The 26,111-nt window shown below is 68.2% G+C and carries 31 protein-coding genes and 1 tRNA gene; 14 read left to right on the top strand and 18 right to left on the bottom strand.

What is annotated here, in order from left to right; genetic code table 11:
- Positions 1 to 129: 129 nt before the first annotated feature.
- From EV647_RS19710 to EV647_RS19690, 5 genes are read right to left on the bottom strand one after another with little or no spacing between them, the layout of a single operon-like run.
- Positions 130 to 1,266, bottom strand: coding sequence for a methyltransferase domain-containing protein (locus EV647_RS19710; RefSeq protein WP_134004944.1), 1,137 nt, complete (start codon positions 1,264 to 1,266; stop codon positions 130 to 132).
- Between the two features lie 4 nt (positions 1,267 to 1,270).
- Positions 1,271 to 2,218, bottom strand: a complete 948-nt coding sequence (tgmB, locus tag EV647_RS19705) for an ATP-grasp ribosomal peptide maturase (RefSeq protein WP_134004942.1) — start codon at positions 2,216 to 2,218, stop codon at positions 1,271 to 1,273.
- A gap of 2 nt (positions 2,219 to 2,220) precedes the next feature.
- On the bottom strand, positions 2,221 to 2,451 hold the full coding sequence (gene tgmA, locus EV647_RS19700) for a putative ATP-grasp-modified RiPP (RefSeq protein WP_134004940.1): 231 nt from the start codon (positions 2,449 to 2,451) through the stop codon (positions 2,221 to 2,223).
- Entirely contained in the window at positions 2,448 to 2,705 is a 258-nt protein-coding gene (locus tag EV647_RS19695) for a hypothetical protein (RefSeq protein WP_134004938.1), read from the bottom strand. Before EV647_RS19695 ends, tgmA begins: the two co-directional genes overlap by 4 nt.
- Positions 2,706 to 2,721: 16 nt before the next feature.
- Positions 2,722 to 2,994 carry a hypothetical protein gene (locus tag EV647_RS19690; protein ID WP_202870784.1) on the bottom strand — a complete coding sequence of 91 codons (273 nt, stop codon included), beginning with the start codon at positions 2,992 to 2,994 and terminating at the stop codon, positions 2,722 to 2,724.
- 149 nt (positions 2,995 to 3,143) lie between these two features.
- Here EV647_RS19690 and EV647_RS19685 point away from each other — a divergent pair, with 149 nt between their 5' ends.
- The 3 genes from EV647_RS19685 (at position 3,144) to EV647_RS19675 (ending at position 7,008) form a co-directional block, all read left to right on the top strand.
- Complete coding sequence (locus EV647_RS19685; RefSeq protein ID WP_202870785.1) at positions 3,144 to 4,394, top strand: hypothetical protein; 1,251 nt, start codon at positions 3,144 to 3,146, stop codon at positions 4,392 to 4,394.
- Positions 4,391 to 4,948: an N-acetyltransferase gene (locus tag EV647_RS19680; RefSeq protein ID WP_134004936.1), complete on the top strand. Its 558-nt coding sequence runs from the start codon at positions 4,391 to 4,393 to the stop codon at positions 4,946 to 4,948. Before EV647_RS19685 ends, EV647_RS19680 begins: the two co-directional genes overlap by 4 nt.
- Positions 4,949 to 5,241: 293 nt before the next feature.
- A complete protein-coding gene (locus EV647_RS19675) occupies positions 5,242 to 7,008 on the top strand; it encodes a recombinase family protein (protein ID WP_134004934.1) in 1,767 nt (588 codons plus the stop codon).
- On the opposite strand, the gene EV647_RS19670 is transcribed toward EV647_RS19675, so the two are convergent.
- A tRNA-Leu gene (locus EV647_RS19670) sits at positions 6,990 to 7,075 on the bottom strand. The genes EV647_RS19675 and EV647_RS19670 overlap by 19 nt on opposite strands.
- Positions 7,076 to 7,190: 115 nt before the next feature.
- Here EV647_RS19670 and EV647_RS19665 point away from each other — a divergent pair.
- The gene (locus EV647_RS19665; RefSeq protein WP_134004932.1) at positions 7,191 to 7,679 is read left to right on the top strand and encodes a VOC family protein; all 489 of its coding nucleotides are present in this window, start codon (positions 7,191 to 7,193) and stop codon (positions 7,677 to 7,679) included.
- On the opposite strand, the gene EV647_RS19660 is transcribed toward EV647_RS19665, so the two are convergent.
- From EV647_RS19660 to EV647_RS19650, 3 genes are read right to left on the bottom strand one after another with little or no spacing between them, the layout of a single operon-like run.
- On the bottom strand, positions 7,665 to 8,342 hold the full coding sequence (locus EV647_RS19660) for an endonuclease V (protein ID WP_134004930.1): 678 nt from the start codon (positions 8,340 to 8,342) through the stop codon (positions 7,665 to 7,667). The two genes, EV647_RS19665 and EV647_RS19660, sit on opposite strands and share 15 nt — an antisense overlap.
- Positions 8,339 to 9,016: a dienelactone hydrolase family protein gene (locus tag EV647_RS19655; protein ID WP_134004928.1), complete on the bottom strand. Its 678-nt coding sequence runs from the start codon at positions 9,014 to 9,016 to the stop codon at positions 8,339 to 8,341. The genes EV647_RS19660 and EV647_RS19655 overlap by 4 nt, the downstream gene beginning before the upstream one ends.
- Positions 9,006 to 9,260, bottom strand: a complete 255-nt coding sequence (locus tag EV647_RS19650) for a hypothetical protein (RefSeq protein WP_134004926.1) — start codon at positions 9,258 to 9,260, stop codon at positions 9,006 to 9,008. The genes EV647_RS19655 and EV647_RS19650 overlap by 11 nt, the downstream gene beginning before the upstream one ends.
- 78 nt (positions 9,261 to 9,338) lie before the next feature.
- Between EV647_RS19650 and EV647_RS19645 the strand changes: the two genes are divergently transcribed.
- The 5 genes from EV647_RS19645 to EV647_RS19625 all read left to right on the top strand — a co-directional run bounded on the left by EV647_RS19645 (position 9,339) and on the right by EV647_RS19625 (position 13,261).
- Positions 9,339 to 10,016, top strand: coding sequence for a hypothetical protein (locus tag EV647_RS19645; RefSeq protein WP_134004924.1), 678 nt, complete (start codon positions 9,339 to 9,341; stop codon positions 10,014 to 10,016).
- Between the two features lie 9 nt (positions 10,017 to 10,025).
- The gene (locus tag EV647_RS19640; protein WP_134004922.1) at positions 10,026 to 10,556 is read left to right on the top strand and encodes a DUF6529 family protein; all 531 of its coding nucleotides are present in this window, start codon (positions 10,026 to 10,028) and stop codon (positions 10,554 to 10,556) included.
- A gap of 11 nt (positions 10,557 to 10,567) precedes the next feature.
- Complete coding sequence (locus EV647_RS19635) at positions 10,568 to 10,969, top strand: Rieske (2Fe-2S) protein (RefSeq protein ID WP_238177297.1); 402 nt, start codon at positions 10,568 to 10,570, stop codon at positions 10,967 to 10,969.
- A 37-nt stretch (positions 10,970 to 11,006) separates the two neighbouring features.
- Positions 11,007 to 11,867 carry a hypothetical protein gene (locus EV647_RS19630; protein WP_134004918.1) on the top strand — a complete coding sequence of 287 codons (861 nt, stop codon included), beginning with the start codon at positions 11,007 to 11,009 and terminating at the stop codon, positions 11,865 to 11,867.
- A gap of 65 nt (positions 11,868 to 11,932) precedes the next feature.
- Positions 11,933 to 13,261, top strand: a complete 1,329-nt coding sequence (locus EV647_RS19625) for a M20/M25/M40 family metallo-hydrolase (RefSeq protein ID WP_134004916.1) — start codon at positions 11,933 to 11,935, stop codon at positions 13,259 to 13,261.
- A gap of 15 nt (positions 13,262 to 13,276) precedes the next feature.
- Here the strand turns inward: EV647_RS19625 and EV647_RS19620 are convergent, their stop codons facing one another.
- From EV647_RS19620 to EV647_RS19610, 3 genes are all read right to left on the bottom strand, one after another.
- Positions 13,277 to 13,552, bottom strand: a complete 276-nt coding sequence (locus EV647_RS19620) for a DUF1876 domain-containing protein (protein ID WP_238175011.1) — start codon at positions 13,550 to 13,552, stop codon at positions 13,277 to 13,279.
- Positions 13,553 to 13,655: 103 nt separating this feature from the next.
- Positions 13,656 to 16,097: a glycosyl hydrolase gene (locus EV647_RS19615; protein WP_134004914.1), complete on the bottom strand. Its 2,442-nt coding sequence runs from the start codon at positions 16,095 to 16,097 to the stop codon at positions 13,656 to 13,658.
- 72 nt (positions 16,098 to 16,169) lie between these two features.
- Positions 16,170 to 17,030, bottom strand: coding sequence for a LysR family transcriptional regulator (locus EV647_RS19610; RefSeq protein ID WP_134004912.1), 861 nt, complete (start codon positions 17,028 to 17,030; stop codon positions 16,170 to 16,172).
- Between the two features lie 73 nt (positions 17,031 to 17,103).
- Between EV647_RS19610 and EV647_RS19605 the strand changes: the two genes are divergently transcribed.
- Positions 17,104 to 18,303: an MFS transporter gene (locus tag EV647_RS19605; RefSeq protein WP_134004909.1), complete on the top strand. Its 1,200-nt coding sequence runs from the start codon at positions 17,104 to 17,106 to the stop codon at positions 18,301 to 18,303.
- Positions 18,269 to 19,003 carry an N-acetyltransferase gene (locus EV647_RS19600; RefSeq protein ID WP_134004907.1) on the top strand — a complete coding sequence of 245 codons (735 nt, stop codon included), beginning with the start codon at positions 18,269 to 18,271 and terminating at the stop codon, positions 19,001 to 19,003. The genes EV647_RS19605 and EV647_RS19600 overlap by 35 nt, the downstream gene beginning before the upstream one ends.
- 7 nt (positions 19,004 to 19,010) lie before the next feature.
- Here the strand turns inward: EV647_RS19600 and EV647_RS19595 are convergent, their stop codons facing one another.
- The 5 genes from EV647_RS19595 to EV647_RS19575 form a co-directional block, all read right to left on the bottom strand.
- Positions 19,011 to 19,829, bottom strand: a complete 819-nt coding sequence (locus tag EV647_RS19595; RefSeq protein ID WP_134004905.1) for an ABC transporter permease — start codon at positions 19,827 to 19,829, stop codon at positions 19,011 to 19,013.
- Positions 19,789 to 20,604: an ABC transporter ATP-binding protein gene (locus EV647_RS19590; protein ID WP_134004903.1), complete on the bottom strand. Its 816-nt coding sequence runs from the start codon at positions 20,602 to 20,604 to the stop codon at positions 19,789 to 19,791. Before EV647_RS19590 ends, EV647_RS19595 begins: the two co-directional genes overlap by 41 nt.
- On the bottom strand, positions 20,601 to 21,068 hold the full coding sequence (locus EV647_RS19585; protein ID WP_134004901.1) for a MarR family winged helix-turn-helix transcriptional regulator: 468 nt from the start codon (positions 21,066 to 21,068) through the stop codon (positions 20,601 to 20,603). The genes EV647_RS19590 and EV647_RS19585 overlap by 4 nt, the downstream gene beginning before the upstream one ends.
- An 82-nt stretch (positions 21,069 to 21,150) precedes the next feature.
- Positions 21,151 to 21,336 (bottom strand): DUF5703 family protein, encoded by a 186-nt coding sequence (locus EV647_RS19580; protein ID WP_130385444.1) that lies wholly within the window; start codon positions 21,334 to 21,336, stop codon positions 21,151 to 21,153.
- A gap of 19 nt (positions 21,337 to 21,355) precedes the next feature.
- Positions 21,356 to 22,297, bottom strand: a complete 942-nt coding sequence (locus tag EV647_RS19575) for an aldo/keto reductase (protein WP_133791412.1) — start codon at positions 22,295 to 22,297, stop codon at positions 21,356 to 21,358.
- A 51-nt stretch (positions 22,298 to 22,348) separates the two neighbouring features.
- On the opposite strand from EV647_RS19575, the gene EV647_RS19570 reads away from it, so the two are divergent.
- Entirely contained in the window at positions 22,349 to 23,401 is a 1,053-nt protein-coding gene (locus EV647_RS19570) for an LLM class F420-dependent oxidoreductase (RefSeq protein ID WP_134004899.1), read from the top strand.
- The gene (locus EV647_RS19565) at positions 23,401 to 24,228 is read left to right on the top strand and encodes an undecaprenyl-diphosphate phosphatase (protein WP_134004897.1); all 828 of its coding nucleotides are present in this window, start codon (positions 23,401 to 23,403) and stop codon (positions 24,226 to 24,228) included. The genes EV647_RS19570 and EV647_RS19565 overlap by 1 nt, the downstream gene beginning before the upstream one ends.
- A 161-nt stretch (positions 24,229 to 24,389) precedes the next feature.
- Here the strand turns inward: EV647_RS19565 and corA are convergent, their stop codons facing one another.
- Positions 24,390 to 25,361: a magnesium/cobalt transporter CorA gene (gene corA, locus EV647_RS19560; RefSeq protein ID WP_238175012.1), complete on the bottom strand. Its 972-nt coding sequence runs from the start codon at positions 25,359 to 25,361 to the stop codon at positions 24,390 to 24,392.
- A 49-nt stretch (positions 25,362 to 25,410) separates the two neighbouring features.
- Between corA and EV647_RS19555 the strand changes: the two genes are divergently transcribed.
- Positions 25,411 to 26,106 (top strand): histidine phosphatase family protein, encoded by a 696-nt coding sequence (locus EV647_RS19555; RefSeq protein WP_134004893.1) that lies wholly within the window; start codon positions 25,411 to 25,413, stop codon positions 26,104 to 26,106.
- Positions 26,107 to 26,111 lie beyond the last annotated feature (5 nt).

Here is a 26,111-nt window from a genome sequence, read left to right as displayed (position 1 = left end):
GCGAGAGCGTCTCGGCCCAGGCCGGCTATTGCCTCCGCACCGCTGCAAGCCTTGCGCTCTTCACCTCGTCCCACTCGTTGTCAGCGGCGTCGTTCAAGGCGGCAAGGCACCGGTCGGCGGCGGAGATGGTCAGAGGTCGAGTGTCCAGTTGCTGTCGGGGCTGGTGAGGGTGTTCCGGTCGGTGTCGAGCTCGACGGTCATGGTGTGGAGAGGGAAGTGGCCGGCGGCCGCCCATTTGGCTTGGACGCGCTCTAGGTCGTCCCACAGGCGCCGTGGGCCGCTTTGGTGGACGGTTTTGTCTTCGCTGTCGGCGCGGGCCCAGGATCCGTCGGCTGCTAGGAGCCACAGGAGTTGGCTGCCGTCCTCGCGGGTTGCCGAGCGGTTCTCGATGTCGGGGCTGTCGAGCTCGTACAGGCAGCGCAGTTCCCAGTCGTCCCAGAGATCGGGCAGAGGGCCGCTCAGTTGGCGGGTCTCTGTGCCTGGCTGGTCGCGGGCGTCGTCGTACACATGGTCGAGGCGAGCTGGGTAGTCGGTGTCGCGGCGGGTGCGCATGAAGGTGGCCGGGTCTGGTTGGACGCGGCCGCGGACTACTCCGTCTGGGTGTTTCTTGGCGTTGATGAGGAGTGAGGTGCCGGTGATGGTGGTGACGATCTTTCCGCCAGGTCGGAGTGCGTCTAGCCATGCGGGCGGGATGGGACGGACGGAGACGGTTGCGATGATGCGGTCGTAGTTGGCGTCGGGCAGGGAGCCGGTGGCGTCGGCGATCTCGAGGTGCGGTGTTCGGCCGAAGGCGGCGAGGCGTTCGCGGGCGGCGTCGACGAGGTAGGGGTCTACGTCGATGCTGGTCACCTGCTTGTCGCCGAGGCGACGGGCGAGGAGGGCGGCGGAGTAGCCGGAGCCGGTGCCGACGTCGAGCACCCGGTCCTGTTCGCCGGGGCTGAGCAGGTGCAGCATGCGCACGATCAACCCGGGCAGTGTCGAGGACGACGTCGGGAGACCCGTTGGACGGTCGGATAGGTCTGCCCTGTCGGCGTGGAGTGCGCCCACACGGGTCACCAGCGTCTCGTCGGCGTAGATCTCTGCCCATGGTTGGTCCGGGTGCGGCGTGCGGAGTCCCCAGGCGAATGGGTAGCTGTCGGGGATCGGCTCCCACCACCTCGGCACCAGTTGGTGCCGAGGTGTGGAGCTGACCGAGTCGTGCCACTCCGGTGCCGCTGCTGTGATCTCGTCGGCGAGCTTGCGAGCGGCGTCGGTCCAGTCTGTCACGGAGTCAATCGTCCTTTCCTTGGAGGGCGTCGGCCATTGATTCGATCATCGGTACGCCGGCCTTGACCGCGAGCCAGTGCCATTGACCGTTCGGGTTCACTTCGAAGAACACCCATCGGCCGTCAGGGGTCACGGCGAAATCCAGCGCTCCGAAGTACAGACCCAGTTCGTCCATGAGCAGCCGGACACCCTTCTCCACTTGCACCGGAAGCTCGATCGGACCGTAGGTGAGGGACGAATAGTCCGTTCGCCAGTCCAGTCTGGCAGCCGCACTTCCGGCATGGATCGCGACCGGGAACATCCGCTGCCCAATCACAGTCAGCCGTACTTCGCACTGCTTAGGAACTCGTTCCTGAAACAGATGCGCAGTGCCGGTGAGGCTCGCGTCGATCTCATCGGCGCGCAGCACCGTGGTCGGCAGGTACCGATGACGACGTTCCGCCGTGAGCACACCGCCGCTGAGGCCCTTGTAGATGACCTCGTCGGCGCCGATGAAGTCACGAGCATGATCGGGATCCGATGTGATGACTGTCCGCGGTACGTCGAGTCCTGCGCGGGCTGCCACAGCAAGCTGAACCGGCTTGTAGTTCGCGGCCGAGTCCTTGGCCGGGTGATTGATCCATCTCACTGGCAGTGACCCCAGTACGCCGAGTACTCCGACGCGCGCCTCAGGCACCGCGAATGCCCGCGCTTCGTCCGGCCAGGCGCTCGGCACGCTGAACTCGGCTGGCCGTCGCCACCACACGGCACTAACCGCTCCGAGGTCGACTGACCGCTCACCTGTCAGGTGCCCCTCCCAGCCATTCACCCCGAGGGTCCCAGCTACGCGCGAAGACTGCGGGAAGTCGGAGGTGTCGTACCGGACGACTGATGCGTTCCGCCGGGTCAGCTCGTCGATGACGGCGTCTGCCGTCAGGTCATCGCGACCGGTCAGCACCAGGATGGTGCCCATGGTCAGTAGTTGTCGGTCGAAGTGTCCGATCCGGGGCGCTGGCCGTCGGGGATCGGTGTCTCGGTGTTCGTTTCCGGCAGGGCCGCGGCGATCGCGTGGTACGGGTTCCCGGTCGCAGACACATTCAACTGGAGGTTGGCGCTGTAGGTCATCGGCAGTTCCATCGGCGTCATGTCCGGCCCGGAAGCCAGGTGACGGACGCCGAAGGGAACCGCGGTCATCGCGTTGCTCATGGTCGTTCTCCAATGTCGGTGAGGCTTTGGAACGGCCGGCCCAGGACGGACTCGCTATCTCGTCCCGCGCCGGCCGGCTTCTGGCCTGCCGTGTCGGTGATTCGCTGACACCGCAGGTGTCGGCCCGGTAGGCCGTGGATCCGAAGGTTGATGACGTGCGCGTATTGCTCTGCGAGTGCAGTCGGGGCGATGTGCTCCTCGATCAAGTAGTCGCCCAGCCACAACTGCACGCGCCAGAGTTCCTGCTCGGCCATCGAAGTGAACGGTCGCTCAGACCGGGCGGTCGGAGTCGAGCCACCGGACGACAGTGGAACCGTTGTGGCCGTGTACCGCGAGGAGAGCGTCGAGGCCGTAGTCCCAGACGACTGTGGTGGCCCACTCTCCGCGCCACCGCAGCGCCACGGTGCCGTCTGACCACTCGACGCCCTCTGCAACATCGCCGGTGCCGCTGACGCCGGTCACGTCGACGGCCCGACGTAGTACGAACCGGCGTGGGCACGCGATGCTTCTGGCCGAGCGGTCGAGCTGTGCATCGACGTCCATTCGAATTCCCTTCGAGGTCCTTGGTGTCCATCGAAGGCCCATCGACTGCGGAACGTAAGGAAATCGTCGCTACCTGTTGATCGACCTGAACCGGAAATTTCCGGGCAGAACGCTGTCGGGCCGTGACTCGCCGTACATATCGTTGGGCTGTGGAGGGCAACCAGGTCCTGAAGGCGCGCATGGCCGAGATCGGCTTGACCCAGGTCGAGTTGGCCGAAGCGGTCAACGCCGATCTGCGGCGCGCCGGCTACGGAGGCACCGTCAGCGATCGAACGGTGCGGAACTGGCTGACCGGGAAGACTCGCTGGCCACATCACCGCCAGCGCGACGCGCTCTCCGCAGTCTTCAGCTGTCCCATCACCGATCTCGGATTCGTCACGCCCGCCGAGCCGGCGGATGTTCCGCGGCGTCGGTTCATCGGCACGTCCGCGGTGACCGTTATGGCTGCCGCCGGAGCATCGACGCAGCGCGGCACCCGGTCTCGGGTTGGTGCTGCTGACGTCGAGCGGCTGTTGTCCAAGTTCGCATTGATCGTCGCGAGCGATCATCAGTACGGCGGAAAGCTCACCATCGAGACGCAGGCGTCGGCGCTCGCCGGCGAGGCTCTCGCTCTGCAGGCGCGGGGGACCGCGAGTCAGCGCATTCGCAGCGCGCTCTACGGATGCGCCGCGTCGTTCACGTCGAGTGCCATGTGGGCCGCCATCGACGGTCGCCGGTTCGATACCGCGCAACGACATTTCGATCGCGCAGCTGGCCTGGCCACCATGTCAGGCGACCCGGCGATCCAGTTCAGGATCTGGTCCCACGCCGGCAGCCTGTACCGCCATATGGCCAGGCCGGTTGATGCGCTGGCTGCCAATGACGTGGCGCGTCGGCTGCCGATTGCGAGGCGAGATCCGATGTTCGCTTCCCTTGGCCATGCCAGGCATGCTGCGATCCTTGGCCAGACTGGAGATCACCGCGCCGTACGCCAAGCCGTTGCCCATGCCGAAGACGCCCTGGCCAGATCTGAACCCGGCGACGAACGGCCGCTCTGGCTGGACGCCTTCTATGACCAGGCAGAACTCGAGACTCTCGCGCTTGCCGGCTACCTGGCGCTCGGCGACTACGAGGTGGCTGAGGGCCATGCCCATCGAAGTCTCGCGCTTCTGCGGCCCGGCATGCGGCGTACCCGATCGATCACCACCGCGCGACTGGCCAAGGCACAGCTCGGGCAAGGCGATCTGGAGGAAGCGGTTGCCACCGCGATGTCGATCCCGATTGAACCGACCGGTCTGCATCCACGGATCAACTCGATGCTTCAGGATTTCGGCAGCGCACTGCGGATCGTTGCACCGTCCAGCCACCCGGCAACCGCCTGGGACCATTACGCACACGACTCATTGAGGAAGCTTCTGTGACCCCTGACGGTATTGCGCTGCGCCACTCCACCGTGATCGACGACGTGTGGAGCACGATGATCGAGGTGTATGCGGACGTGCGCGCAGATCAGCTTCATCTGCCGAACTACTCGGTCGAGCGATTCGGGGAACAGCTCGCGCGGCACGCGTCGGATCCTGGATGGGAGGTTGTCATCGGGTACGACGCGGAGGAGCCGGTCGGGTTTGCGTACGCGAACAGTCTCACACCCGACGATCGCTGGTGGCGCCGGATGACCACGCCGCTGCCCGACGGCTGCACAGAAACTCCGACCGCGGCGGTGAAAGAGATCATGCTGCGGAAGCCGTGGCGGGGTCGGGGGATCGCTCTGCTGATCCATGACGAGTTGCTCCTCAATCGTCCCGAGGCGCAGGTGTCGTTGCTGGTCAACGCCTTGAACGGCGATGGGAAAGTCAAGGCGCTGTACGAATCCTGGGGCTACGAGCAGATCAGCACACAGCAACCGTCCGTCGACGGCCCGATCCTGACCGCCATGCTCCGGCCAACGCGCCCAGGATCGCGGTCGGCCACTTGAGTCGAGACGTCCGGCGAAGCCGTAGGCGTTGGGCAGCGTCGCGAATCGTTGCTTAATCGATCGGCTGTGCGGCGTATTCGCTCGCGGAACTCTGCGTGGCTGATGCGTTGAGTAGGCATGGAGAAGCCAGATGCAGACCGCGTGAGCGAGGATCTGCAGATTCAGCTGAGGATGCCGGGCAGGCTGCCGGCGCTGTATCCGCAGGCCGCTCGGGTGCTGCGGCGGATTGTTGTACGACTGGCGCGGGCAAGGCGCGGCACCGACGATGTGTCTCGGCCGGGGGAGAGGGCGTCATGAGCGGCGACAGCGTAGATCCGTGGGCGACCCTGGATGATCTGCTGGGCACCGAGGCACTGCCCGACCACCCGACGGGCACCGGCATTGGGCGGCTGGCGTTCTACGGAAGGTGCTCGACCGAGGACAACCAGGATCCGAAGACGTCCAAGGCCTGGCAACTGGGGGAGGCGGCCCGGTTCGTCGAGCCGCTTGGTGGCGTGGTCGTGGAGGAGTTCTTCGACATCGGGCAGTCGCGTTCGTTGCCGTGGGAACGACGAGACGAGGCCAGTCGCGCGTTGCAGGCCTTGAAGAATCCCAATCGCGGGTGGGATGGACTGGTTGTCGGTGAAGCGACTCGGTGTTGGTTCGGCAACCAGTTCAGCCTGACGTGGCCGAAGTTCGACCGGTACGGCGTATCTCTCTGGATCCCGAGCCTCGGTGGACGGTTCGACGCCGAGAACACGGTGCACGACATGGCGATGACGATCACGGGCGGCCTGTCGAAGTCAGAACGTCAGCACGTGCAACGTCGCGTTCGAGCCGCGATGGCAGCTCAGGTGCTGATCGACGGCAAGCATCAGGGCGGGCGTGCGCCGTACGGCTATCAAGTTGTCGACGCAGGTCCGCACCCGAATCCGCGGAAGGCGCAGGAGGGCTACCGGCTACGAGTCCTCGCCGTCGACGAGGTCGCGGCTCCGGTCGTCGAACGGATCTTCGCGCTGTACCTCGAGGGAGTGGGGCACAAGGGCATCGCCCAGTTGCTGAATGCCGAGCACATCCCTTGCCCGGCAGCCCACACTCCTCATCAGAACCGGCATCGTGCAGGCGACGGCTGGCAGGGCTCGACGGTCAGAGCGATCCTGTGCAATCCGAGGTATACCGGCTATGCGATCTACGGCAGGTGGCAGAAGGTCGAGGAACTGCTCGACCCGGATGATGTCGCGGCGGGCCACGTTGTCAGGTACAGGCGTTCGCCGTCCTCGAAGATCGTTCGATCACGCGAGCCTGCCCATCCGGCGATCGTGTCGGTCGAGGCCTTCACGCGAGTGCAGTTCGAGATGTCCGCGCGGGCCGGGGCAAGCATGTCCGAGCGGGCGCAAGCAACAAGGACCCGCGTCGCGTCGTCGCACACCTACGTGCTGCGTAGACGGATCCAGTGCACGATCTGCGGGCGACGGATGGAGGGCTCGCACCGATCACACGCGACGTTCTACCGCTGCCGGGCCCGAAGCCTCGCTCCCGGGTCACCCGCGCTGCAGGATCATCCGCCGAACGTCTATCTGCGTGAGGACCATCTGACCGGCAAGATCAACGCGTGGATCGCGCGGTTGTTCGACCCGGCCCATGTCGACAGCACTGTCGAGGCGCTGGCCGACGCCGACGAACTGGCCGACAGGATTGAGACCCAAGCGAAATCATTCCGGCGCCGTATCGCGGCCGCGGAGTCGACGATGGAGCGCCTGCGGCGGGCGATCGAGGTGGGCTGGGATCCGGAGACACTCACCGAGCAATACAACGCGGCAGCGGCCGACAAGCGAGCTGCGGAATCTGGACTGAAGGCTGTCGATCCATTGCCCCAACTGACTGCAAACGACATCCGGGCCCTGGTGACGCAGCTCGGCGACATGGCCAAGGCGCTGGATCACGCGGACCACAAGGATCTGGCCGAGCTGTACGAAGCTTTGGGCCTGGCGATCGCCTACGACCACCGACTGCAGGTAGCGGAAGTGTCGATAACTCCCGCCCTGCGTGGGGTTAAGAAGTGTGTCCGAGGGGGGACTTGAACCCCCACGCCCCGCGAAGGGCACTAGCACCTCAAGCTAGCGCGTCTGCCTATTCCGCCACCCGGACGAGTGGTCTGACCGCCTCAGCGGTGCTGACCGGAGAACAGTAGCAAACTCCAGGGGTGGAATTCACATCGGGCGGACCGGGGTGTCTGATGGGGCTGGACGAAGGGTGGGTGGAGATGACGGAGATCGATCTCTCGGCCGTTGAAGCGGAGCGTGAGCGGCTGCGTACGGCGTACTTGAAGGGTGGAGTCGCGTCGTCGGCGCGTGGCCTTCATCACACTGCGTTACTGTGCGCGGACGTCGAACGGACGGTGGGGTTCTACCAGGAGGTGCTGGGATTCCCGCTGACCGAGATGGTCGGGAACCGGGACTACGAGGGGTCGACGCACTTCTTCTTCGACATCGGGAACGGGAACCTGCTGGCGTTCTTCGACTTCCCGGGGCTGGACCTCGGGCCGTACGCCGAGGTGCTCGGCGGACTGCACCACCTGGCGATCTCAGTGGAGCCCGGGCAGTGGGAGCGGCTGAAGGCGAGCCTGACCGAGCACGGTGTCGAGTTCCAGGAAGAGAGCGGTACGTCGATCTACTTCCGCGACCCTGACGGTGCCCGGATCGAACTGATCTCCGACCCGCTCGGCGAGATGTACGGCCTAAAGGTTCTCTGATTCCCGAGCGCGCCGGGCGAGTCGGCGAGCCTCCCGGAGAGGCTCGGGCGTCCGGTGTCCTGCGAGGGACGCGGACACGATCCGGATCGCCGTCGGCAGGTCGGTTCGCCAACCGGGATGTATCACGAGCGGCCGGGTGCCCTTCCGCGTCCGGAGCCAGGTCGCGACCTGGTCGGTGCCGATCGACAACGGCGAGGTCGCGCCACGCTCGTCGGCCGGCCAATCGCCGGAGGCGGTGAGCGGGCGGTGTGTCACGCCGACCGTTGGAAGGTCGAGGACGGCGCCGAGCTGTAGTGCCAGCCCGGCCTGCCGTGGGTGATCGCGGCCCGTCGCGTCGACGAGCAGGACGTCGGGCCTGGGGTGGAGCCGTCGTACGACGTTGTCCCACAGCGGACCCAGCCGAAGGGCCAGCAGTCCGGGGAGATAGGGACCCGACGCGTGATCGGTCACCAGCTCCATCGCGACGACCTGACGGCCGTCGAGGACGACGGCGCTGGTCCACGCCCGGTCGGTGGCCGAGCCTGGGCCGACCAGGCCGCGTGGGAAGCAGGTCCAGACTCCGCCGATCAGAAAGCGCTCCGGGGGAGCCCAGAGCTCGGGTTGCGTGCGGACGAGTTCCTGCTGCCGCGCGATCAGTTCGGCAGGTTCGGTCGGCCAGGTCATAGGTGTGCGCGGAACCACTCGCGGGCCAGCTCGGCGACGCGCTCGAGGGTGCCCGGTTCGGTGAAGAGATGGGTGGCTCCGGCAACGATCTCGAGCCGGTTGACACAACGCAATCGCTGCTGGGACTCACGGTTGAGCCTCAGTACGTCGGCGTCGAGCTCGCCGACAACCAGCAGTGTCGGCGCCGTGACGTCCGCGAGCTGCGGGCCGGCCAGGTCAACCCGCCCGCCCCGCGACACGACGGCGCGCACCTCACTCGCGCGGCCAGTCGCACTGTCACCCACGCCGTCACCCACACCGTCACCCACACCGCCGCCCGCGGACCACACCGCGGCGGCTCCGCCGGTGCTGGCACCGAAGTATCCGACCGGAAGATCGCCGAGGCCGGGGCGCCGTCGGGCCCATCCGTGAGCCGCCGTCAATCGTTCGGCCAGTAGCGGGATGTCGAAGACGTTCCGGCGATCCCGGGCCTCGTCCGGGCTCAGGAGGTCGAACAGAAGGGTTCCGAGTCCGGCCCGGTCGAGGACCTGAGCGACGTACTTGTTGCGAGGACTGTGCCGGCTGCTGTCGCTCCCATGCGCGAAGATGACCAGACCCGTGGCCGGCGACGGCACAGCCAGTTCCCCGGGCAGTTGTACGCCGCGGGCGTCGACGACGACCTGCTCAACCTTCATGGCCGGTGGGCCGGGATCCGTCGGCCGACGGCTCGCTCGCCGGGTGTTCGACGAGGGCGATCACGCGGGCGGAGAGGAAGCGGGCGGTGCGGATCGGCGTACCGGACCGAGTCACCTCGACGACCTCGGTGACGTTGCGGCTGGTGGAGATCTCGACGCGGCGGCCCGCCTTCGTGGCCATGATCTCGTACGACGAGACGCCGTTGCCCGTGTCGACGACGATCTCGACCCGATCGCCCTTCATGAATCCAACGTACCCGGATCCCGCCGGACCCGTTGACCGGACGCGCGCCGGACGGGATGCTCGACCCGGGGGGACGAGATGGGGCGGCGCAGTCCATTGGTGACGCTCGCGGCAACGGCCGTGGGCCTCGTCGTCCTGCTCGCGGTCAACAGCACGGTCACCGGCAACACCGACCTCACCCAGACCGGTGGCGCAACCCCGACACCGACCGCGACAACCACGACTCCTGCGGCCACGCCATCGACCACCCCATCGACCCCGTCGACGACCCCGCCGCAGACCGCGACACCGCCCACCCAACCGACAGCCGTCTACGTGGGCAGGACGACGGGGCGCGAGGCCACGGTCGCCATCGCCGTGAAGAACGGCCGGGCCGTCGCCTACGTGTGCGACGGCCGTCGCCTCGAGGCCTGGCTGACCGGACCGTTCCGTGACAACCAGGTCGTCCTGCGATCGCGCACAGGCGAGCGCCTCGTTGCCGCCATCGGCGCGAAGAGTGCCACCGGCTCTCTGACGCTCCACGGCCGCACGCTGCGGTTCGCGATCAGCGTGGCCGGTCCACCCGCCGGGCTGTACAGATCGGCGAGCAAGAGCAGGACGATCGGATGGATCGTGCTGCCGGACGGCAGTCAGGTGGGAGTCGACAACGATGGCACGCCGGCCCCGGCACCGCGGCTCGACCCGGAGCGCGGCGTCGCAAGTGTCGGCGGCGTACGCGTGACGGCACAGCCGATCACCGGCGACGAGACATTCTGAGGAGCGGATGTGACGACGACGCCGGTGCACCACTTCAGCAGGGTCGGGATCCCACTCGCGGCCGGTGCCGCCGCTGCGGTCGCACTCGGCGTCTACGGCCGCCTCCACGATCCCACCGGCGTCGCGATCAACATCGCGGGCTTCTCCAGTTTCCAGGCGGTGAAGACCTGGCTGGCAACTCTCGCTCTCGTACTCGGCGTGCTGCAGGTCGTCTCAGCAATCGCCCTGTACAGAGGCCGCGCCTGGCTGGCTCCGGTGCACCGTTGGTCAGGCCGCGCCGCCGTTGCGGTCACCCTCCCGGTCGTCGCGCATTGCCTGTACGCGTTGGGATTCCAGTACGGCGAACCACGCGTACTGATCCACTCGCTGCTCGGCTGCTTCTTCTACGGCGCCTTCGTCGTCAAGATGCTGACCCTCACCCGCAGGGACGCGCCGTCATGGCTGCTGCCCGTCGTCGGCGGGGCAGTATTCACCGGCCTGATCGGGCTGTGGCTCACCTCGGCGCTGTGGTTCTTCACCACGTTCGGCGTCATCCGTTGAAAGGACCCGATGTGGACGCACCCAGCCGCCGTACCCTCCTGACCGGAGCCGCCGCCGGGCTGGCGACTGTGGCCGGCTGCGCGAAGTACGGCGAGCCGAAGGCCACGCCGCCGCCCGCGCCTGCCGATACCGTGCTCGGCACGACCGAGGACATCCCGGTCGGCGGCGGGAAGATCTTCGCGCCGCAGCAGGTCGTGGTCACGCAGCCGGTCCAGGGCACGTTCAAGGCGTTCAGCTCGATCTGCACCCACCAGAGCTGCCCGGTCGCCAGCGTTGCCAGCGGCACGATCAACTGCGACTGCCACGGCAGCAAGTACTCGATCAAGGACGGTTCAGTCGTCAACGGACCGGCGCCGCGCCCGCTTCCGCCGAAGCAGATCAAGATCTCCGGTGACGCGATCACGCTGACCTGAAGGGCGGCGAGACGTGTAATAGGTACTGGGAGGCTTGATGGAGGACGGTCCCGGCGCCAAGCGACCGCGCAGGCGACCCGCGGCGGTCATCATCGCTGCCCTGGTCGTCACGCTGGTGTCCGCTGTGCTCGGCGCCATCGCGGTCGGCCGACTCGACGGCGGTCCCCGGTCCGGGCCCGGGCAGAACGCCGTACCCCTGGCACCTGCCACGAGGCTGCCTTCGACGACGGCGGGTACGCCGGACACCGTGAGCCCGTCTGCACCGGCGGCGACCCCGGCGCCGCCGCCGACGACCGAGTTCAGGTTTCAGCCTCTCTGGCCGTTCCGGTCGGTCGCGGAGGCCGCGGCCTGGCAACGGTCGTATCGCGGGAGTGGCGGACAGCCGTGGCATCTCGACGCCGAGGAGACGGCGCTCAACTTCACGCGAGGCTTCCTCGGGTTCACCGAGATCGACCGGGTGGTGTCGCGGTCTGCCCGTGGTGACGACGCCTACATCGGCGTCGGCTACCAGGCCGAGGGCCGCCCGAGCGTCGCAGCCGTCATCCATTTGGTGAAGATCGGACGCGGAACGGACGCACCGTGGGAGGTGGTCGGCACAGCGGATACTTCGCTCACAGTAGAGCGGCCGCGGTACGCCGCCCGCGTCACGTCACCGATCACTGTCGGTGGGCGGATCACCGGCGTGGACGAGTCGATCCGGATTCAGGTACGGCAGCCGTCGTCGGAGGAGCCGATCGGCACCTACTGCTGCCGGCCCGGCGGCGGTGAGAAGCAGTCGTGGTCCGCACAAGTGACCTTCCGCGGGGCGGTGGATCCGGCCCTGACCGTCGTGGCCTCGACAGGCGGGCATGTGAGGGAGATCGAGCAGTTCGCGATCACAGGTGTACGCCGGGGCTGACCGCCGGCCCGTGGTTCGCCGTACCGGGATCTGACTGTGGCCGGGCCGTGGGAGAGGATAGACCTATGAGTGCACCGGAGACCGCTGATCGTTCGTACACGCCCGATGCCGAAGTGGTGGAGCTCTGCAGTGAGCTGATCCGGATCGACACCACGAACTACGGGAACGGCAAGAGCAACGGGGAGCGGGTTGCGGCCGAGTACGTCGCGGCGAAGCTGGACGAGGTCGGGATCGAGTCGACGATCTACGAGTCGGAGCCGGGGCGGGCGACGCTGGTCGCGCACTGGGACGGCGAGGACCAGAGTGCGGACCCGCTGCTCGTGCACGGGCACCTGGACGTCGTGCCGGCCGATCCGAAGGACTGGAAGGTCGACCCGTTCGCAGGGGAGATCTTCGACGGGTGCGTGTGGGGTCGCGGCGCGGTCGACATGAAGGACTTCGACGCGATGGTGCTGTCGGTCGTGCGGGCGCGGCAGCGCGCCGGCGTGAAGCCGCGGCGTCCGGTCCGGCTGGTGTTCACCGCCGACGAGGAGGCCGGCGGCGTGTACGGCGCCCAGTGGCTGATCAACAACCACCCGGACACCGTTGCCGACTGCACCGAAGGCATCGGCGAGGTCGGCGGGTTCTCGATCACCGTCAAGGACGACCTGCGGCTGTACCTGATCGAGACGGCCGAGAAGGGCATGAACTGGATGCGGCTCAGGGCCCGCGGTACGGCGGGACACGGGTCGATGGTCAACACCGACAACGCCGTGACCAACCTGGTCGAGGCGGTGACGCGGATCGGTTCGCACGAGTGGCCGCTGCGCGTCACGCCGACCGTCCGCGAGTTCCTGAAGACGCTCGAGGACGTGCTCGAGGTCGAGCTCGACCCGGAGGACATGACGACGACGCTGGCGAAGCTGGGCAGCTTCAGCCGGATGTTCGGCGCCACGATCCGCAACACCGCGAACCCGACGATGCTGAACGCCGGCTACAAGGTGAACGTGATCCCCGGCGACGCCGAGGCGCACATCGACGGGCGGTTCCTGCCCGGGTACGAGGACGAGTTCTACGCGACCATCGACGAGCTGCTCGGCGACAAGGTGCAGCGCGAGACCGTCGTCACGGACATCGCGCTGGAGACCGAGTTCAGCGGTGGTCTGGTCGAAGCGATGAAGGCGTGCGTGCAGGCCGAGGACCCGCAGAGCCGGTTCGCGCCGCTGCTGATGTCGGGCGGCACCGACGCCAAGTCCTGGAGCCGGCTGGGCGTGCGGTGCTTCGGCTTCGTACCGCTGCAGCTGCCGCCGGACCTGGACTTCATGGGCATGTTCCACGGCATCGACGAGCGGGTGCCGACCTCGGCCCTCGAGTTCGGGTCGCGGGTCCTGGATCGTTTCCTCGATCAGGCCTGACGCCGGCCGGCCGATTCACCCCTCCAGATGAGTCGGCCGGTGGGTCACCTGTTCGATGTCCTCGGCCGCCTCCAGCACAAGCCGGTGCGAGAGTTCGGACAGCGCCCGCGCCGTAGCCAGCTCGTCGCCGATCTGCGGGACCTCACGGTCGTTCGGATGGCGGTACGCCGTACCTCGCGCCGAGAGCTGCTCGCCCGCATGGGTCCGCAGCCGGGCCTCCGCCCGGGTCGTCCGCTCGTCCTCCTCCTCGTCGATCACGATGTCGACCGTCCATTGCCGCATCGTTGACATCCCACTCACCTTCGTCCACTGAGTTCCTACTCCGAGCGTCGTACGCCGGCGCGCGAAGTGCTAGTGCCGGAATCGGATCGGTGAAAATCGACTGGCTGCTCGATCAGGGCTGGCGGATGATCCTCGGCACGGTAAGCAGGCCGGAGTTGAGGTAGTCGGCAGCGTGTTCGATGTGCTGGAGGTCGAACCGCCGCCCGTAGCGCGCGGTCACGTCTGCAGCCGCTTCGAGCAAGTGGTGATCGACGGAGAGCGCGTTCGCAGCGGTGTTGTGTACGACGATCCGCAGCTCGTTCACGCCCGGTCGCGCGGCGGCTGTGAGGTCGACCTGGTACGGCGGTGCCCAGAGCGAACCGCAGTGGGTGTCGTTGAGCCAGATATCGGCGGCGACACCAACGGGCGGGGTGATGAGCACGCGGTAGGAGTTGCTCGGGAGGTAGGGCTCGCTGTCGGGTGCGACCGGTTCCCCCGGGCCGAAGTCCAACAGCAAGCAGTCGGTGGTGTCGGGGAGTTCGATCTCGGTGCGGTACGTCGCGGAGCCGGAGTACGTCGTCAGCGCCGGGTCGTCCTCCCAGCGGTGCGGCAACGTGATCGGGCGACTGTCATTGCCAAAGGCAACCGACCAGCCGGTCTGAAGCGCGTGGACCTGTTGGGCCGGAGCGGGGGCATCAGCTGCGGGCGTGGTGGTCGGGATCAGGACCGCTGACTCGTAGGGGTGGAGGGTGATGGTCCGGGTGACTGCAATGTCGTCAGAGAGCGCCCTCCAGCGTTCCAGCGGCTGGTCGAAAGTGAGGGTGCGACTCTCCGGTCCGGTGTTGGCGACGAAGTAGAAGTCGCCGTCGTCGAGGCGCCGATGGACCACACCTACGTCCTGCTGGGGAGTGAGCGGCGGGCGCGGAAGGTGGTCGGCGAGGGTGCTGACGTCGGTGATCACCTTTCCACCGGCCGCGACGACAGCATCCAGCCAACGCTGGGTTTCCGGTGGCGTGGTCGTTCCTTCGGGTACGACGACCAGCTCTGCGTCAGCGGGATCGAGTACCTCGAGCGCGTCGTCGTCGATCAGGTCGAAGTCCAGTCCGGCTTCCCGGATCATGCGGGGAGCGCTCTCTGGGATCAGCCGTCGGGCGACGCGGTAGAGATTGAGCGGCTCGGCGTGCCCCGTGCGTACGGCGGCGTACGCGTCGGATGCCGGGATGTAGATCTTCACCTGCCGGACAGGCGTTCCCTGCTGGAGCAGCCAGGAGAGACGGTGGAGGGAACGGAAGAGAGCGGTTGCCGACGGCCACCAAGGGTTCCGGTCGTCGAGTGCTCCCGCGGCGTAGAAGATCCACCCGAGCCCGGGCCCATCGGTCGGAGAGTAGGGCCAGCCGTGGCCTATGAGCTGGTTGACGCCGGAGAGGAAGTGTTCGTGAGCCTCGCCCTGGAGATCCAGAGGCGTCGCGCGGAACGAGGGGGAGTGGACCCACGTCCACACCTCGGCGGACACGACCGAGCGGCCGTACAGGTTCGCGGCCGACGACGCCCAGCGGGTCTCGGGGATCCGCGTCCACCCCCAGCCTTCGCCTTCGAACAGGTCGGCGTGCCGATAGCTGCTCATCGTCGCCGGCGGCTCACCGTAGCTCTGGATCCGGAACGGTACGCCGTATCCGGCCGCCCACTGCTGGAACACCTTCAGGAAGTTGTCCTCGTACAGCTCCGACAGCGTCCGCCCGAAGTCGATCCGCAGTTGCCGCGAGCCCTCGGTGTCCACGAGCAGTTCGAAGAGCCGCGGCCGCAGCTCGTACCCGCGCCGTTTCACGAACTCGTCGAAGATCCCCGGCGTCCAGTCCCCGCCGTACACCTCGAGGCTGTCGCAGAACACGGACCCGAGGAGCTCCGGCGTGGCCGCGAGCAGCAAGGGTTCGGCGACCTGCCTGATGTGTACCTGAGCGGCGGCTGCCGAGTAATGGTCGAGCGTCAGTCCCTCGGCTCCCACGGCGGTCCGTTTCACCTGCTGCCCGGTCACGCGGGACGTCGCGATCAGTACCTCGCGCGGCTGACCGCCGGCCGGTACGTGGATGATCCCGTCGCTCGCCGGCACCTCGACGTACGACGACGGCGCCCCGGCCGGCCCGTCGCCGACGTACGCCGCGACGAACTCGTCACCGTGCCAGCCGGCCACGATCGGTACGTCGTACGCCGCGGCACCGATCTCGCGGCGGTCCCAGTGCAACTGCCGTGCCGCATACTCGGGCCCGACGGGCGCACCGCCGTACGACCACCCGCTTCCGAGTGTCACGTCGAACCGCAACCCGAGCCGTCGCGCCGTCCGCGCCGCGTGCCCGACCAGTTCGAGGAACTCGGGCGACCCGAACGGCGCCGTCACCGGTCCCATCGGATAGACGAACGCGACCTCGGCGCCGCCGAGCCCGGCGGCGGCCATGGCTTCCAGCTCGCGGTCGATTTCGTCTCGCTCGATGGATGGCCCGAACCACCACCAGCGCATCATCGGCCGGCCCTCGGGCGGCGGGTTCCGGAACTGTCGTCGTAGGTCGTCGACGGTCGCCATGCTCTTCACCCCACAGCGACCGGCGACCCGCGGTCAACGGCGATGACCAGTACCGGACAGATCGTCCTGAGATTACGAGAGGTTGAGGGTGGCGCGGAGGTGCGGGAGGTGGGTGATCAGAGGCTTGGGCGGGGTGGGGGTGGTGACCACGGAGAGGGTGAGGCGGTAGTGGAAGGGGGCGGGAGCGAGGTGTTCGCCGGGGCGGAGTTCGGTGGCCAGGGCGCTGCGGGGGACCAGGGCCAGGTGGGACCGGCGGCGGGCCATGGCGACGGTCGTGCTCAGGGTGACGCCGCGGCGCGGGACGGCGCCTTGGGCGGCCAGGCGGGAGTGGATCTCCTCCGAGCCGCGGTCGTACGTGGAAAACGCGATCTGGCGGTCTTTCAGCGGTCGGCGGCCGCGGCCGGGTGGGCGGGCGCCGGGTGGTACGAACAGGACGAGTTCGTCCCGGCCGACGCGCCGTGCTGCGGTGCCGCGGGGGAGCGTCATCTGGTCCGCGATGGCGATGAACGCGGCGTCCATGGTGCCCTCGGCGACGCGTTCCACCAGGAAGTGACCGTGGTCGACCTGCTGCTGGATCTCCAGGTCGGGAAGGTCGGCGTCGAGGACCGGGAACAGGATCGGCGCGAGGCTGGCGAACGTGCCGATCACGAGGCGCTGCGTGACGGCGGCCGCGCGCGTGGCGTCGTACACCTCCTCGAGGTGGCCGAGGATGTGGTCGGCGCGGCGGCTGAGTTCGGCGCCGGCCGCGGTGGGGCGGGCGCCTCGGGTGTCGCGCTCGAACAGTTGGGTGCCGCAGAGGCGTTCGAGCCGGGCGAGGCGTTGGGACGCCGAGGGCTGGGAGATGCGGAGCTCGCGGGCCGCGGTGCCGACGGCACCGGTCCGGGCGACGGCTTGGACCAGTCGCAGGTCCTCGACCGAGGGTAATGAGGCCATAGGCTGAGCCTATGGCAAGCGGGCAAGCCGTGCCGGCTACCTGCGGCCGCGGGAAACACCAAGAATTCAAGGTGTGAAGGCGAGATCCGAGGCGTTGGCGTTGCTGGCGGGAGGCGGTACGGCGGACTTCGCGTTCCGGATCTCCCAGGTCGCGCTGCCCCTGGTGATCCTCCGGGAAACGGGATCGGTGGCGGCGACCGGACTCGTTGCGGGTGCAGCAGGGGTGCCCGTGCTCTTGTCGCCGTGGTGGGCGCGCAGGGCTCGGCAGTGGGTGGACTCGGGGCCGCGGCTCGCCGTCGTCGCGCTGGTGTCCGCGATCGCGTTGGCGTCAGTGCCGGCGGCGGCCGGGTTGGGAATCTTGTCTCCGGAGCTCCTGATCATGAGCGGGTTGCTGCTCGGCTGCGGCGACGCGCTGTCGAACCCGGGACGATCGGCACTGCTCGCCGACACCGGCGACCGATGGGGTGCCGGTCGGGCGGTGCAGTTGCTGACCTGGCAAGACGGACTACGACGCGTGGGGATGCTCATCGGTCCGTCTGTCGGTGCTTTGGCGGTGTCGACCGGGTTGACGAGTGGGTTGCTGTGGGTCGAGGCCGCGACTGTTGCCGGCGCCGGGTTGCTTGCGTGCAGTGTGCGGGCCGAGCGTGCCCCCGAAGGAGTGGTGACGCCGTCGATCCGGGGGAGCCTGCGTGGACGGCCCGAGGTCGCGTACGGCTGGGTCGTCCGGGGAACGGGGTGCGTTACCTGGTTCGCGTTCACGTTGGGGTTGTCGGTGCTGGGGGAGGAGCGCGGGCAGCCGGGGATCTACCTGGCGGCGGGAATGACCGGGTACGGCGTCGGGTCGCTCGTCGGGACTGCCGTGTCGTTGGCAGTGGTACGGCGTACCCGGCCAGTGGTGACCGCCTCGATGGCGTGGGCCTGGAGCGGGTTGTGCTGGGTCGGAATGGGCGTCTGGACGACACCGCCCGTGGTCGCCGTGATGGGTGCGCTCTCGGGGGTGACCGTGGTCATCGGGATCGCCGCGATCTCCGTTCTCATCACCCGGTCGTCGGCGGGAGCCGAGCGACGCGCGTTGCTCTCCGGGCAGAGCGTCGTCGTGAACGCCGGGAGTGCGGCCGGGATGCTCGTCGGAGGACCGATCATCGGGGCGGTCGGAGCCGAGCTCGCGCTGATCGGGGCGGGACTCGTCACCGCGGCTGTCGCCATGCTGGTCCTGGTCCGGTGTCAGACTGCGACTCATGCCAGAGATCACGACCTTGGCCGAGCGGCCTGAGTACCTGGAGCGGATGTACGAGTTCGCCGACGCGTGGCCGGCGTTCATGCACAACGACCCGATCGGCAACGCGTTCATGAGTCAGGTCCCCGTGCACTTCCCTGACCAGTGCGTGGTCGCGACCGAGCACGGCGACCTGGTCGCGCACGGCCGGAGCATCCCGTTCGTGTTCCCGGACGAGAACCGCACCGAGCTTCCGGCCGGCGGCTGGGATCGCGTGCTGCACTGGGGTTTCCAGGACCTCCGCAACGACCGTACGCCGAACGTCTCGAGCGCCCTGGAGATCCTCATCCGGCCGTCGCATCTCGGCCGCGGCCTCTCCCACGCCATGCTCGCCGCAATGCGCCAGGCCGTGAAGGCGAAAGGCCACACCGCCCTCTACGCCCCGGTCCGTCCGAACGGCAAGACCGACGCACACCAGCCGATGACGGAGTACGTCGAGCAACTCCGGCCCGACGGTCTGCCGCAGGACCCGTGGCTGCGCGTCCACGTGAAGGCCGGCGCCACGATCGTCCAGGTCGCCCCACGCTCGATGGTGATCGCGGGCAGCCTCGAAGAGTGGCGCAGCTGGACCGGCCTCCCGTTCGACACCACCGGCGACGTCGTCGTACCCAAGGCTCTCGTCCCCGTCCACGTAGACGTCAAGCACAACCACGCGGTCTACGTAGAACCCAACGTCTGGGTCCGCCACGACCTCTGAACGCGCTCTACCGCGCGAGACGCCCCATGAGAGCGGCAGCCGCGCAGATGCCGGCGACGGCGGCGACGACGAGTACGGCGAAGTCGAGGAGGTAGTTGGTGGGTTGGCCGATCAGGAGACCGCGGAGTGCGCTCACCTCGTAGGTCAGGGGATTGGCATGGCTCAGCACCTTCAGCCAGCCCGGCATGATCGCGATCGGGTACAGCGCGCTCGACGCGAAGAACAGTGGCATCGTGATCGCCTGGCCGATGCCCATCAGGCGGTCGCGGCGCAGGACCAGGCCGGCGATCGTCATCGAGAGGCAGGAGAAGAACGCCGCGCCGAGGACCACGACCGCGAGAACGGCGAGCAACTTCAGCGGATTCCACGTGAGACTGACGCCGAGCAGAGCGGCGACGACGAGGACGACGATCACCTGGGTGATCGTGCGGACGCCGGCCGCGAACGCCTTCCCGGCGACGATGGCCGAACGCGGTGACGGAGTGACCAGGAGCTTCGTGAGAATGCCCGCGTCGCGTTCCCAGATGATCTGGATCCCGTAGAAGATCGCGACGAACAACGCCGACTGCGCGATGATCCCGGGCGCGAGATAGTCCAGGTAGGGGACGTCGCCGGTCGGGATCGCGTGGATCCGGCTGAACGTCTGACCGAAGATCACCAGCCACAGCACCGGCTGGATCGCTCGCGTGATCAGCTCGGTCCGGTCGTGCCGGAGCTTCTGCAGCTCGATGAGGCAGAACGTTCCGATCCGGGAGAACAGCCGGAGCACGGCTCGCGGCCGCGAATCAACCCATGCGCTGGGCGGTGCGGCGGGTGCCACGGACATCGCGCAGACCTCCCTTCGCCTGACCTTCGAGGCTCTCGCCGGTGTGGTGCCGGAACACGTCCTCGAGGCTGGCGTCCGGACCGAGCTCGGCCTTCAACTCGTTCGGCGTACCGACGGCGCGGAGCAGGCCCAGGTGCATCAAGGCAACCCGGTCGCAGAGGATGTCGGCCTCCTCCATGTAGTGCGTGGTCAGCAGCACGGTCATCCCGTACCGCTCCTGCATCTCCTGCACCCGCGCCCACACCGAGTCCCGCGCCACCGGGTCGAGCCCGACCGTCGGCTCGTCCAGCACGAGCAGCGCGGGCCGGTTGACCAGCGCCTGTGCGAGTTCGAGCCGCCGCACCATGCCGCCGGAGTACGTCGACGCGAGCCGGTCGGCCGCATCGGTGAGGTCGACGATCTCCAGGACCTCGGCCACCCGCGCGGCCCGTTCACGCCGCGGTACGTCGAACAGCCGTGCGAACCAGGAAACGTTCTCTCGTCCGGAGAGCGCTCCCTCGATGGACAGCTGTTGCGGGACGTACCCGAGCAGGCGCCGTACGGACATCGCCTTGGCGCGGACGTCGAGGCCGAAGACGCGGACCGTGCCGGTCTGGGGTGGATACAGCGTGTTCAGCACGCGCAATGTCGTCGTCTTGCCGGCGCCGTTGGGACCGAGGAGGCCGAAGCACTCGCCGGGGGAGACAGTCAGGTCAAGGTCATCGACTGCAACGTGGTCGCCGAACCGATGACTCAGCCCGGTGACCTCAACCGCGGGCGGGGATTCTGCACTCATGCGCGAACCTTTCGTTGCTGGTCTTCCAAGGGGTGCAGGCGTTCGGCCAGTACGGCGAGAACGGGCAGCGCCGATCGCAACGCCTCACGGTCGTCCGTCGTCAGATCGTCGAGCGTCCGGGTGACCAGCGCCGTACGCCGATCGCGCCAGGCCTCGACCTGTTCGCGGGCCGGCTCCGTGAGCGTCAACCGGGCGACCCTGCGATCGGACTCGTCGGGAGTGCGCTGCAGCAGCCCGCGCTCGGTGAGCTGGCCGACCAGGGTCGACACCGTGTTCGCGACCAGGCCGAGTTCAGCGGCGGCCTCGGCGACAGAGATGCCCGGATTGCGACGGACGGTCCGGACGAGCTCGGCCTGGGAGTCGGTGAGTGCGGACAGCGGGAACGGCCGCCCGACGGATCGGCGCAGGTGCCGCCGCACCAGTCCGATGGCCGCCAGCAGCTCCTCGGCAAGAACCTCGGTCACACGCTCGAGAATACCTCTGTTGCAGAGATATTGCGCCGGTAGAAAGGCCCAGAACTTCTGGGCCGCTGACGTCAGGCCAGGATCAGAGCGTCCGCATCACGCGGATGATGCGGCGGCGCAACCACACGCGGCGTGAGCCGTCGGGATAGCGACGCAGACGGGCCAGCTCCCACCCGCCGTACTCCGCGTGCTCGGTGAGCAGCTTGCGCACCGCACCGCGGGACTCCGTCCTGGACACCTCGAACTGCTGCAGCTCGTACTCGGCCATCCACACCTCCAACTACACCTCAGGAAACATCCTCCAGTGCCGCGGCGATGGCGGGCGGCAATGTGAGCTCCTCCACACCCAGCACAGACTTCAGTTGCAGTGCCGTCCGGGCCCCGACGATGGCCGCCGACACTCCCGGCCGGTCCCGCACCCAGGTCAGTGCGACCTCGAGCGGGGTCCAGCCGAGCCCGTCGGCGGCTCGTGCGACCGCTTCCACGATGCCCGAAGCCCGCGCGTCGAGGTAGGGGTCGACGAATCTCGACAGATGTTGAGACGCCGCCCGGGAGTCCGCGGGGATGCCCGTGCGGTACTTCCCGGTCAACACACCGCGGCCGAGCGGCGACCATGCGAGGACCCCGATGCCGAGGCCGGCGGCCGCGCGGATCGCGTCCAGTTCGGCGTCCCGGGCAAGCAGCGAGTACTCGACCTGGTTGGACACCGGGACCGCGCGGCCCGGCCAGGCCTGCTGCCAGGTGACGGCGCGAGCCGCCTTCCAGCCGGCATAGTTCGAGATGCCGACGTACCGCACCTTGCCGGAGCTGACGGCGTGGTCGAGCGCCGAGAGAGTCTCCTCCAGCGGCACGTCGTCGGACCAGGTGTGCAGCTGCCAGAGGTCGATGTGGTCGACGTTCATCCGGCGCAGCGAGCCCTCGAGATCGCGCAGCAGCGCGCCGCGGGAGGTGTCGGTGATCCGCTCGCCGCGGCGGACGCTGAACCCGGCCTTGGTCGCGATGACCAGGTCGTCGCGGTCCACCACGTCGCCGATCAGCGACCCGATCAGCTGCTCGCTGTCGCCGTCGCCGTACGCCGCGGCGGTGTCGATGAGCGTGCCGCCGGCGGACACGAACGCGGCGAGCTGCTCGCGGGCCTCGTGCTCGTCGGTGTCCCGGCCCCACGACATGGTGCCCAGCCCGAGTCGGCTCACCGCCAGTCCACTGTGACCGAGATAGCGCTGCTGCATGGACCGAGCCTATTGCGGGCCACCGACAACGGCTCGCTAGGCTCGCCAGTCATGCGACTCGGACTCAACATCGGCTTCGTCTACGGCGGCGACGACCATCTGGACCACCTGAGGCTGGTGAAGGAGGCCGAGGCGCTCGGTTTCTCGGTCACCTGGGCCGCGGAGGCGTACGGCTCCGACGCGGCGACGCTGCTCAGCTGGATCGCCGCCCAGACCACCACCATCGACGTCGGCGCGGCGGTCTTCCAGATCCCGGCCCGGACGCCGGCGATGACGGCGATGACGGCGGCCACCCTGGACCGGCTGTCGAACGGCCGGTTCCGGCTCGGTCTCGGCGTGTCCGGGCCACAGGTCTCGGAGGGGTGGCACGGCGTGCGGTTCTCTCAGCCTCTGCTCAGGACCCGTGAGTACGTTGACATCGTGAACGCGGCCCTGCGGCGCGAGACGGTGGCGTACGAGGGCAAGTACTTCACCCTGCCGCTGCCCGACGGGCCGGGCAAGGCGCTGAAACTGACCGTGCGGCCGATCCGCGACCACGTGCCGGTGTACCTGGCCGCGGTCGGCCCGAAGAACCTCGAGCTGGCCGGTGAGATCGCCGACGGCTGGCTCGGGATCCTCAACGACCCAGGCTTCCTTGGAGAGCAGTTGAACCACATCAAGACGGGCCGTGCCGTCCGTCAGCAGGACCTCGACGGTTTCGACGTCGTCGTCACCACCCCGCTGATGACCGGTGACGACATCCAGGCGGCGGCCGACCCGGTCCGTGGGTACGCCGCCTTGTACATCGGCGGCATGGGCAGCCGGGAGAAGAACTTCTACAACGCGCTCGCGGTCCGGATGGGCTACGCCGAGGAGGCGAAGGAGATCCAGGACCTGTACCTGGACAAGAAGCACCGCGAGGCGATGGCCGCCGTACCGTTCGGGTTCCTGGACTCGATCTCGCTGCTCGGTGACAAGGCGCGGATGGCGGACAAGCTGACGGCGTACGCCGAGGCCGGGGCGACGACGGTCGCGCTGACGCCGTTCGCGTCGACCGTCGAGCAGCGGATCGCCGACCTGCGGACCGCCGCCGAGGCTCTGGAGCTGTCCGGAGTCGGCAACTGATGACGATCTGGGACTCCATCATCCTCGGCATCGTCGAGGGCCTCACCGAATTCCTGCCGGTCTCCAGCACCGGGCACCTGACGATCGTGTCGAAGATGCTCGGGCTCAAGATCGACGACCCGTCGATCACCGGGTTCACCGCGGTGATCCAGATCGGGGCGATCGCGGCGGTGGTGCTGTACTTCTGGAAGGACATCCGGCGGATCGCGATCGCCTGGGTCCGCGGGCTCGCGAAACCGGAGTACCGCGGCGAGTTCGACCACCGGATGGGCTGGTACGTGATCGTCGGCTCGCTGCCGATCGTGATCGTCGGCTTCCTGGCGCGGGACCTGATCTCCGGGCCGCTGCGCAGCCTGTGGTGGGTGGCCGGTGCGCTGATCGGGTGGTCGTTCTTCATGGTCGCCGCCGAGCGGCTGGGCTCGAAGGCGCGCCCGCTCACCCGCATCACGCTCGTCGACGCGATCGTGATGGGCGTGGTGCAGTGCCTCGCGCTGATCCCCGGCGTGTCCCGGTCCGGTGCGACGATCTCGGCCGGCCTGTTCCGCGGGCTCGACCGGGTCGCCGCCACCCGGATCGCGTTCCTGCTGGGCATTCCGGCCCTGGTCGGGGCGGGCATCTACGAGTTGAAGGACGCGCTCAACGGCGACGTCGGCGTCGTACCGCTGCTCGTCGGCACGGTGGTCAGCTTCGTGGTCGCGTACGCGTCGGTCGCCTGGCTGCTGCGCTTCGTCGCCAAGCACTCCACCGAGGTCTTCGCCTTCTACCGCGTCCTGCTCGGCATCGTCCTCGTCATCCTGCTGGCAACGAGCACGATCACCGCGACCTAGGCCCTGTCTGGCAATCCAGCGCCTACTGCGGGGCACTCGGCACGGCACCTCGCCGCACGGGTGCAAAGGCCACGATGCTCCGCATCGAGACCTTCGCCCCCGCACGCCGATGCACCGCACCGAGCACCTCCTCGCTACGGCGCTGGATCACCAGACAGGACCTAGAGCCAGCCGACCTTGCGGAAGAACCGGTACATGGTGACGCAGACCAGTGCCATCAGCAGCAGAACGGCGTAGTACCCGAAGTGCCAGCGGAGCTCCGGCATGTTGTCGAAGTTCATGCCGTAGATGCCGGCCAGCATGGTCGGTACGGCGGCGATCGCGACCCAGGCGGAGATCTTGCGCATGTCGTCGTTCTGCTGGACCGAGACGCGGGCGAGGTGCGCGTTCAGGGCCGACGTGAGCAGGGTGTCGATCGCCTCGGCCTGGTCGGACACCCGGCTGAGGTGGTCGGCGACGTCGCGGAAGAACGGGCTCGCCTTCGGGCCGATCCCGGCCATCCCGTGCGCGAACTGCTCCATCGGCTCCCGCAGCGGATCGATCGCGCGGCGCATCTCCAGCACCTCGCGCTTCAGCCGGTAGATCCGCTCCGCGTCGCTGGTCCGCTCGGGGGAGAACACCGACGACTCGATCTCGTCGACGTCGATCTCGACCTGCTCCGCGACCCGCTCGTAGTCGTCCACGATCGCGTCCGAGATCGCCCAGAGCACGGCCGACGGGCCGTGCCCGAGCATCGAGGCGCGGGCCTCGAGTTCGTGCCGGGTGGTGGCGAGTCCGCCGCCTTCCCCGTGCCGCACGGTCACGACGTACCGCGGTCCGACGAAGGCCGTCACCTGACCCGTCTCGACGGCGTCGCCCTCGTCGACGTACCAGAGTGTCCGCAGTACGACGAGGAGCGTGTCGCCGAACCGTTCCACCTTGGGTCGCTGGTGGAGCTGCAGCGCGTCCTCGATAGCCAGATCATGCAGACCGAACAGGTCCTGCACCCGCTCCATCTCGGCATCCGACGGCTCGTGCAGACCGATCCAGCCGAAGCTGTCGGCGCGCTCGTCGATGGCCTGGGCAACCGTCTCGGGATCCTTGGGCAGGTCCTGCCGCTCCCCGGCGGCGTACACCCCGCAGTCCACGATCACCACCCCATCATGACACCGCGACTTGCGGGGACGAGATAACGTGCACTGCATGCCCACCGTGATTCTGGTTCGCCACGGTCGTAGTTCCGCGAACACGTCCGGCACGCTGGCGGGTCGTACGCCGGGCGTGAAGCTGGACGACACCGGCGTACAGCAGGCCGCGGCGGTCGCGGAGCGGCTCGCCGAGCTGCCGCTGGCCGCGATCGTCACCTCACCGCTCGAACGCTGCAAGCAGACCGCCGCCGCGATCGCCAAGCAGCACGACGGGTTGCGTCCGGCAACGGATCGCCGGCTGACGGAGTGCGGGTACGGCGACTGGACCGGGCAGAAGATCGCCACGCTGGCGAAGGACCCGCTGTGGTCCGTCGTACAGCAGCACCCGTCGGCCGTCACGTTCCCGAACGGCGAGTCGATGCGGGCGATGCAGCAGCGCGGTGTCGACGCCGTCCGGGCGCACGACGCGCTCCTCGCGAAGAGCCACGGGCCGGACGCGATCTGGGTCGCGGTCTCGCACGGCGACGTGATCAAGGCGATCGTCGCGGACGCGCTCGGTCAGCACCTGGACACGTTCCAGCGGATCGTCGTGGACACCGCGTCGACGACGATCATCACCTACACCGCGACCCGCCCGTTCCTGGTCCGGCTGAACGACTCCGGCAGCGAACTGGCGTCGCTGATCCCTAAGCCGTCAGCGAAAGGCAAGCCCAAGAAGCAGTCCTCGGACGCGGTCGTCGGCGGACGTTAGTAGGG

The organism is Kribbella sp. VKM Ac-2566, assembly GCF_004366005.1.
In the GTDB taxonomy this organism is placed as follows: domain Bacteria; phylum Actinomycetota; class Actinomycetes; order Propionibacteriales; family Kribbellaceae; genus Kribbella; species Kribbella pratensis.
This window is presented reverse-complemented; position numbering and strand designations above follow the sequence as displayed.

Bases quoted from the DNA above. Each gene is read 5' to 3' on its own strand.
- tgmB (WP_134004942.1), bottom strand. From the start codon at position 2,218: ATGGGCACCATCCTGGTGCTGACCGGTCGCGATGACCTGACGGCAGAC.
- tgmA (WP_134004940.1), bottom strand. From the start codon at position 2,451: ATGAGCAACGCGATGACCGCGGTTCCCTTCGGCGTCCGTCACCTGGCT.
- EV647_RS19695 (WP_134004938.1), bottom strand. From the start codon at position 2,705: ATGGCCGAGCAGGAACTCTGGCGCGTGCAGTTGTGGCTGGGCGACTAC.
- EV647_RS19690 (WP_202870784.1), bottom strand. From the start codon at position 2,994: ATGGACGTCGATGCACAGCTCGACCGCTCGGCCAGAAGCATCGCGTGC.
- EV647_RS19675 (WP_134004934.1), top strand. From the start codon at position 5,242: ATGAGCGGCGACAGCGTAGATCCGTGGGCGACCCTGGATGATCTGCTG.
- EV647_RS19665 (WP_134004932.1), top strand. From the start codon at position 7,191: ATGACGGAGATCGATCTCTCGGCCGTTGAAGCGGAGCGTGAGCGGCTG.
- EV647_RS19660 (WP_134004930.1), bottom strand. From the start codon at position 8,342: ATGACCTGGCCGACCGAACCTGCCGAACTGATCGCGCGGCAGCAGGAA.
- EV647_RS19655 (WP_134004928.1), bottom strand. From the start codon at position 9,016: ATGAAGGTTGAGCAGGTCGTCGTCGACGCCCGCGGCGTACAACTGCCC.
- EV647_RS19650 (WP_134004926.1), bottom strand. From the start codon at position 9,260: ATGAAGGGCGATCGGGTCGAGATCGTCGTCGACACGGGCAACGGCGTC.
- EV647_RS19645 (WP_134004924.1), top strand. From the start codon at position 9,339: ATGGGGCGGCGCAGTCCATTGGTGACGCTCGCGGCAACGGCCGTGGGC.
- EV647_RS19630 (WP_134004918.1), top strand. From the start codon at position 11,007: ATGGAGGACGGTCCCGGCGCCAAGCGACCGCGCAGGCGACCCGCGGCG.
- EV647_RS19625 (WP_134004916.1), top strand. From the start codon at position 11,933: ATGAGTGCACCGGAGACCGCTGATCGTTCGTACACGCCCGATGCCGAA.
- EV647_RS19620 (WP_238175011.1), bottom strand. From the start codon at position 13,552: ATGTCAACGATGCGGCAATGGACGGTCGACATCGTGATCGACGAGGAG.
- EV647_RS19615 (WP_134004914.1), bottom strand. From the start codon at position 16,097: ATGGCGACCGTCGACGACCTACGACGACAGTTCCGGAACCCGCCGCCC.
- EV647_RS19610 (WP_134004912.1), bottom strand. From the start codon at position 17,030: ATGGCCTCATTACCCTCGGTCGAGGACCTGCGACTGGTCCAAGCCGTC.
- EV647_RS19600 (WP_134004907.1), top strand. From the start codon at position 18,269: ATGCCAGAGATCACGACCTTGGCCGAGCGGCCTGAGTACCTGGAGCGG.
- EV647_RS19595 (WP_134004905.1), bottom strand. From the start codon at position 19,829: ATGTCCGTGGCACCCGCCGCACCGCCCAGCGCATGGGTTGATTCGCGG.
- EV647_RS19590 (WP_134004903.1), bottom strand. From the start codon at position 20,604: ATGAGTGCAGAATCCCCGCCCGCGGTTGAGGTCACCGGGCTGAGTCAT.
- EV647_RS19580 (WP_130385444.1), bottom strand. From the start codon at position 21,336: ATGGCCGAGTACGAGCTGCAGCAGTTCGAGGTGTCCAGGACGGAGTCC.
- EV647_RS19575 (WP_133791412.1), bottom strand. From the start codon at position 22,297: ATGCAGCAGCGCTATCTCGGTCACAGTGGACTGGCGGTGAGCCGACTC.
- EV647_RS19570 (WP_134004899.1), top strand. From the start codon at position 22,349: ATGCGACTCGGACTCAACATCGGCTTCGTCTACGGCGGCGACGACCAT.
- EV647_RS19565 (WP_134004897.1), top strand. From the start codon at position 23,401: ATGACGATCTGGGACTCCATCATCCTCGGCATCGTCGAGGGCCTCACC.
- EV647_RS19555 (WP_134004893.1), top strand. From the start codon at position 25,411: ATGCCCACCGTGATTCTGGTTCGCCACGGTCGTAGTTCCGCGAACACG.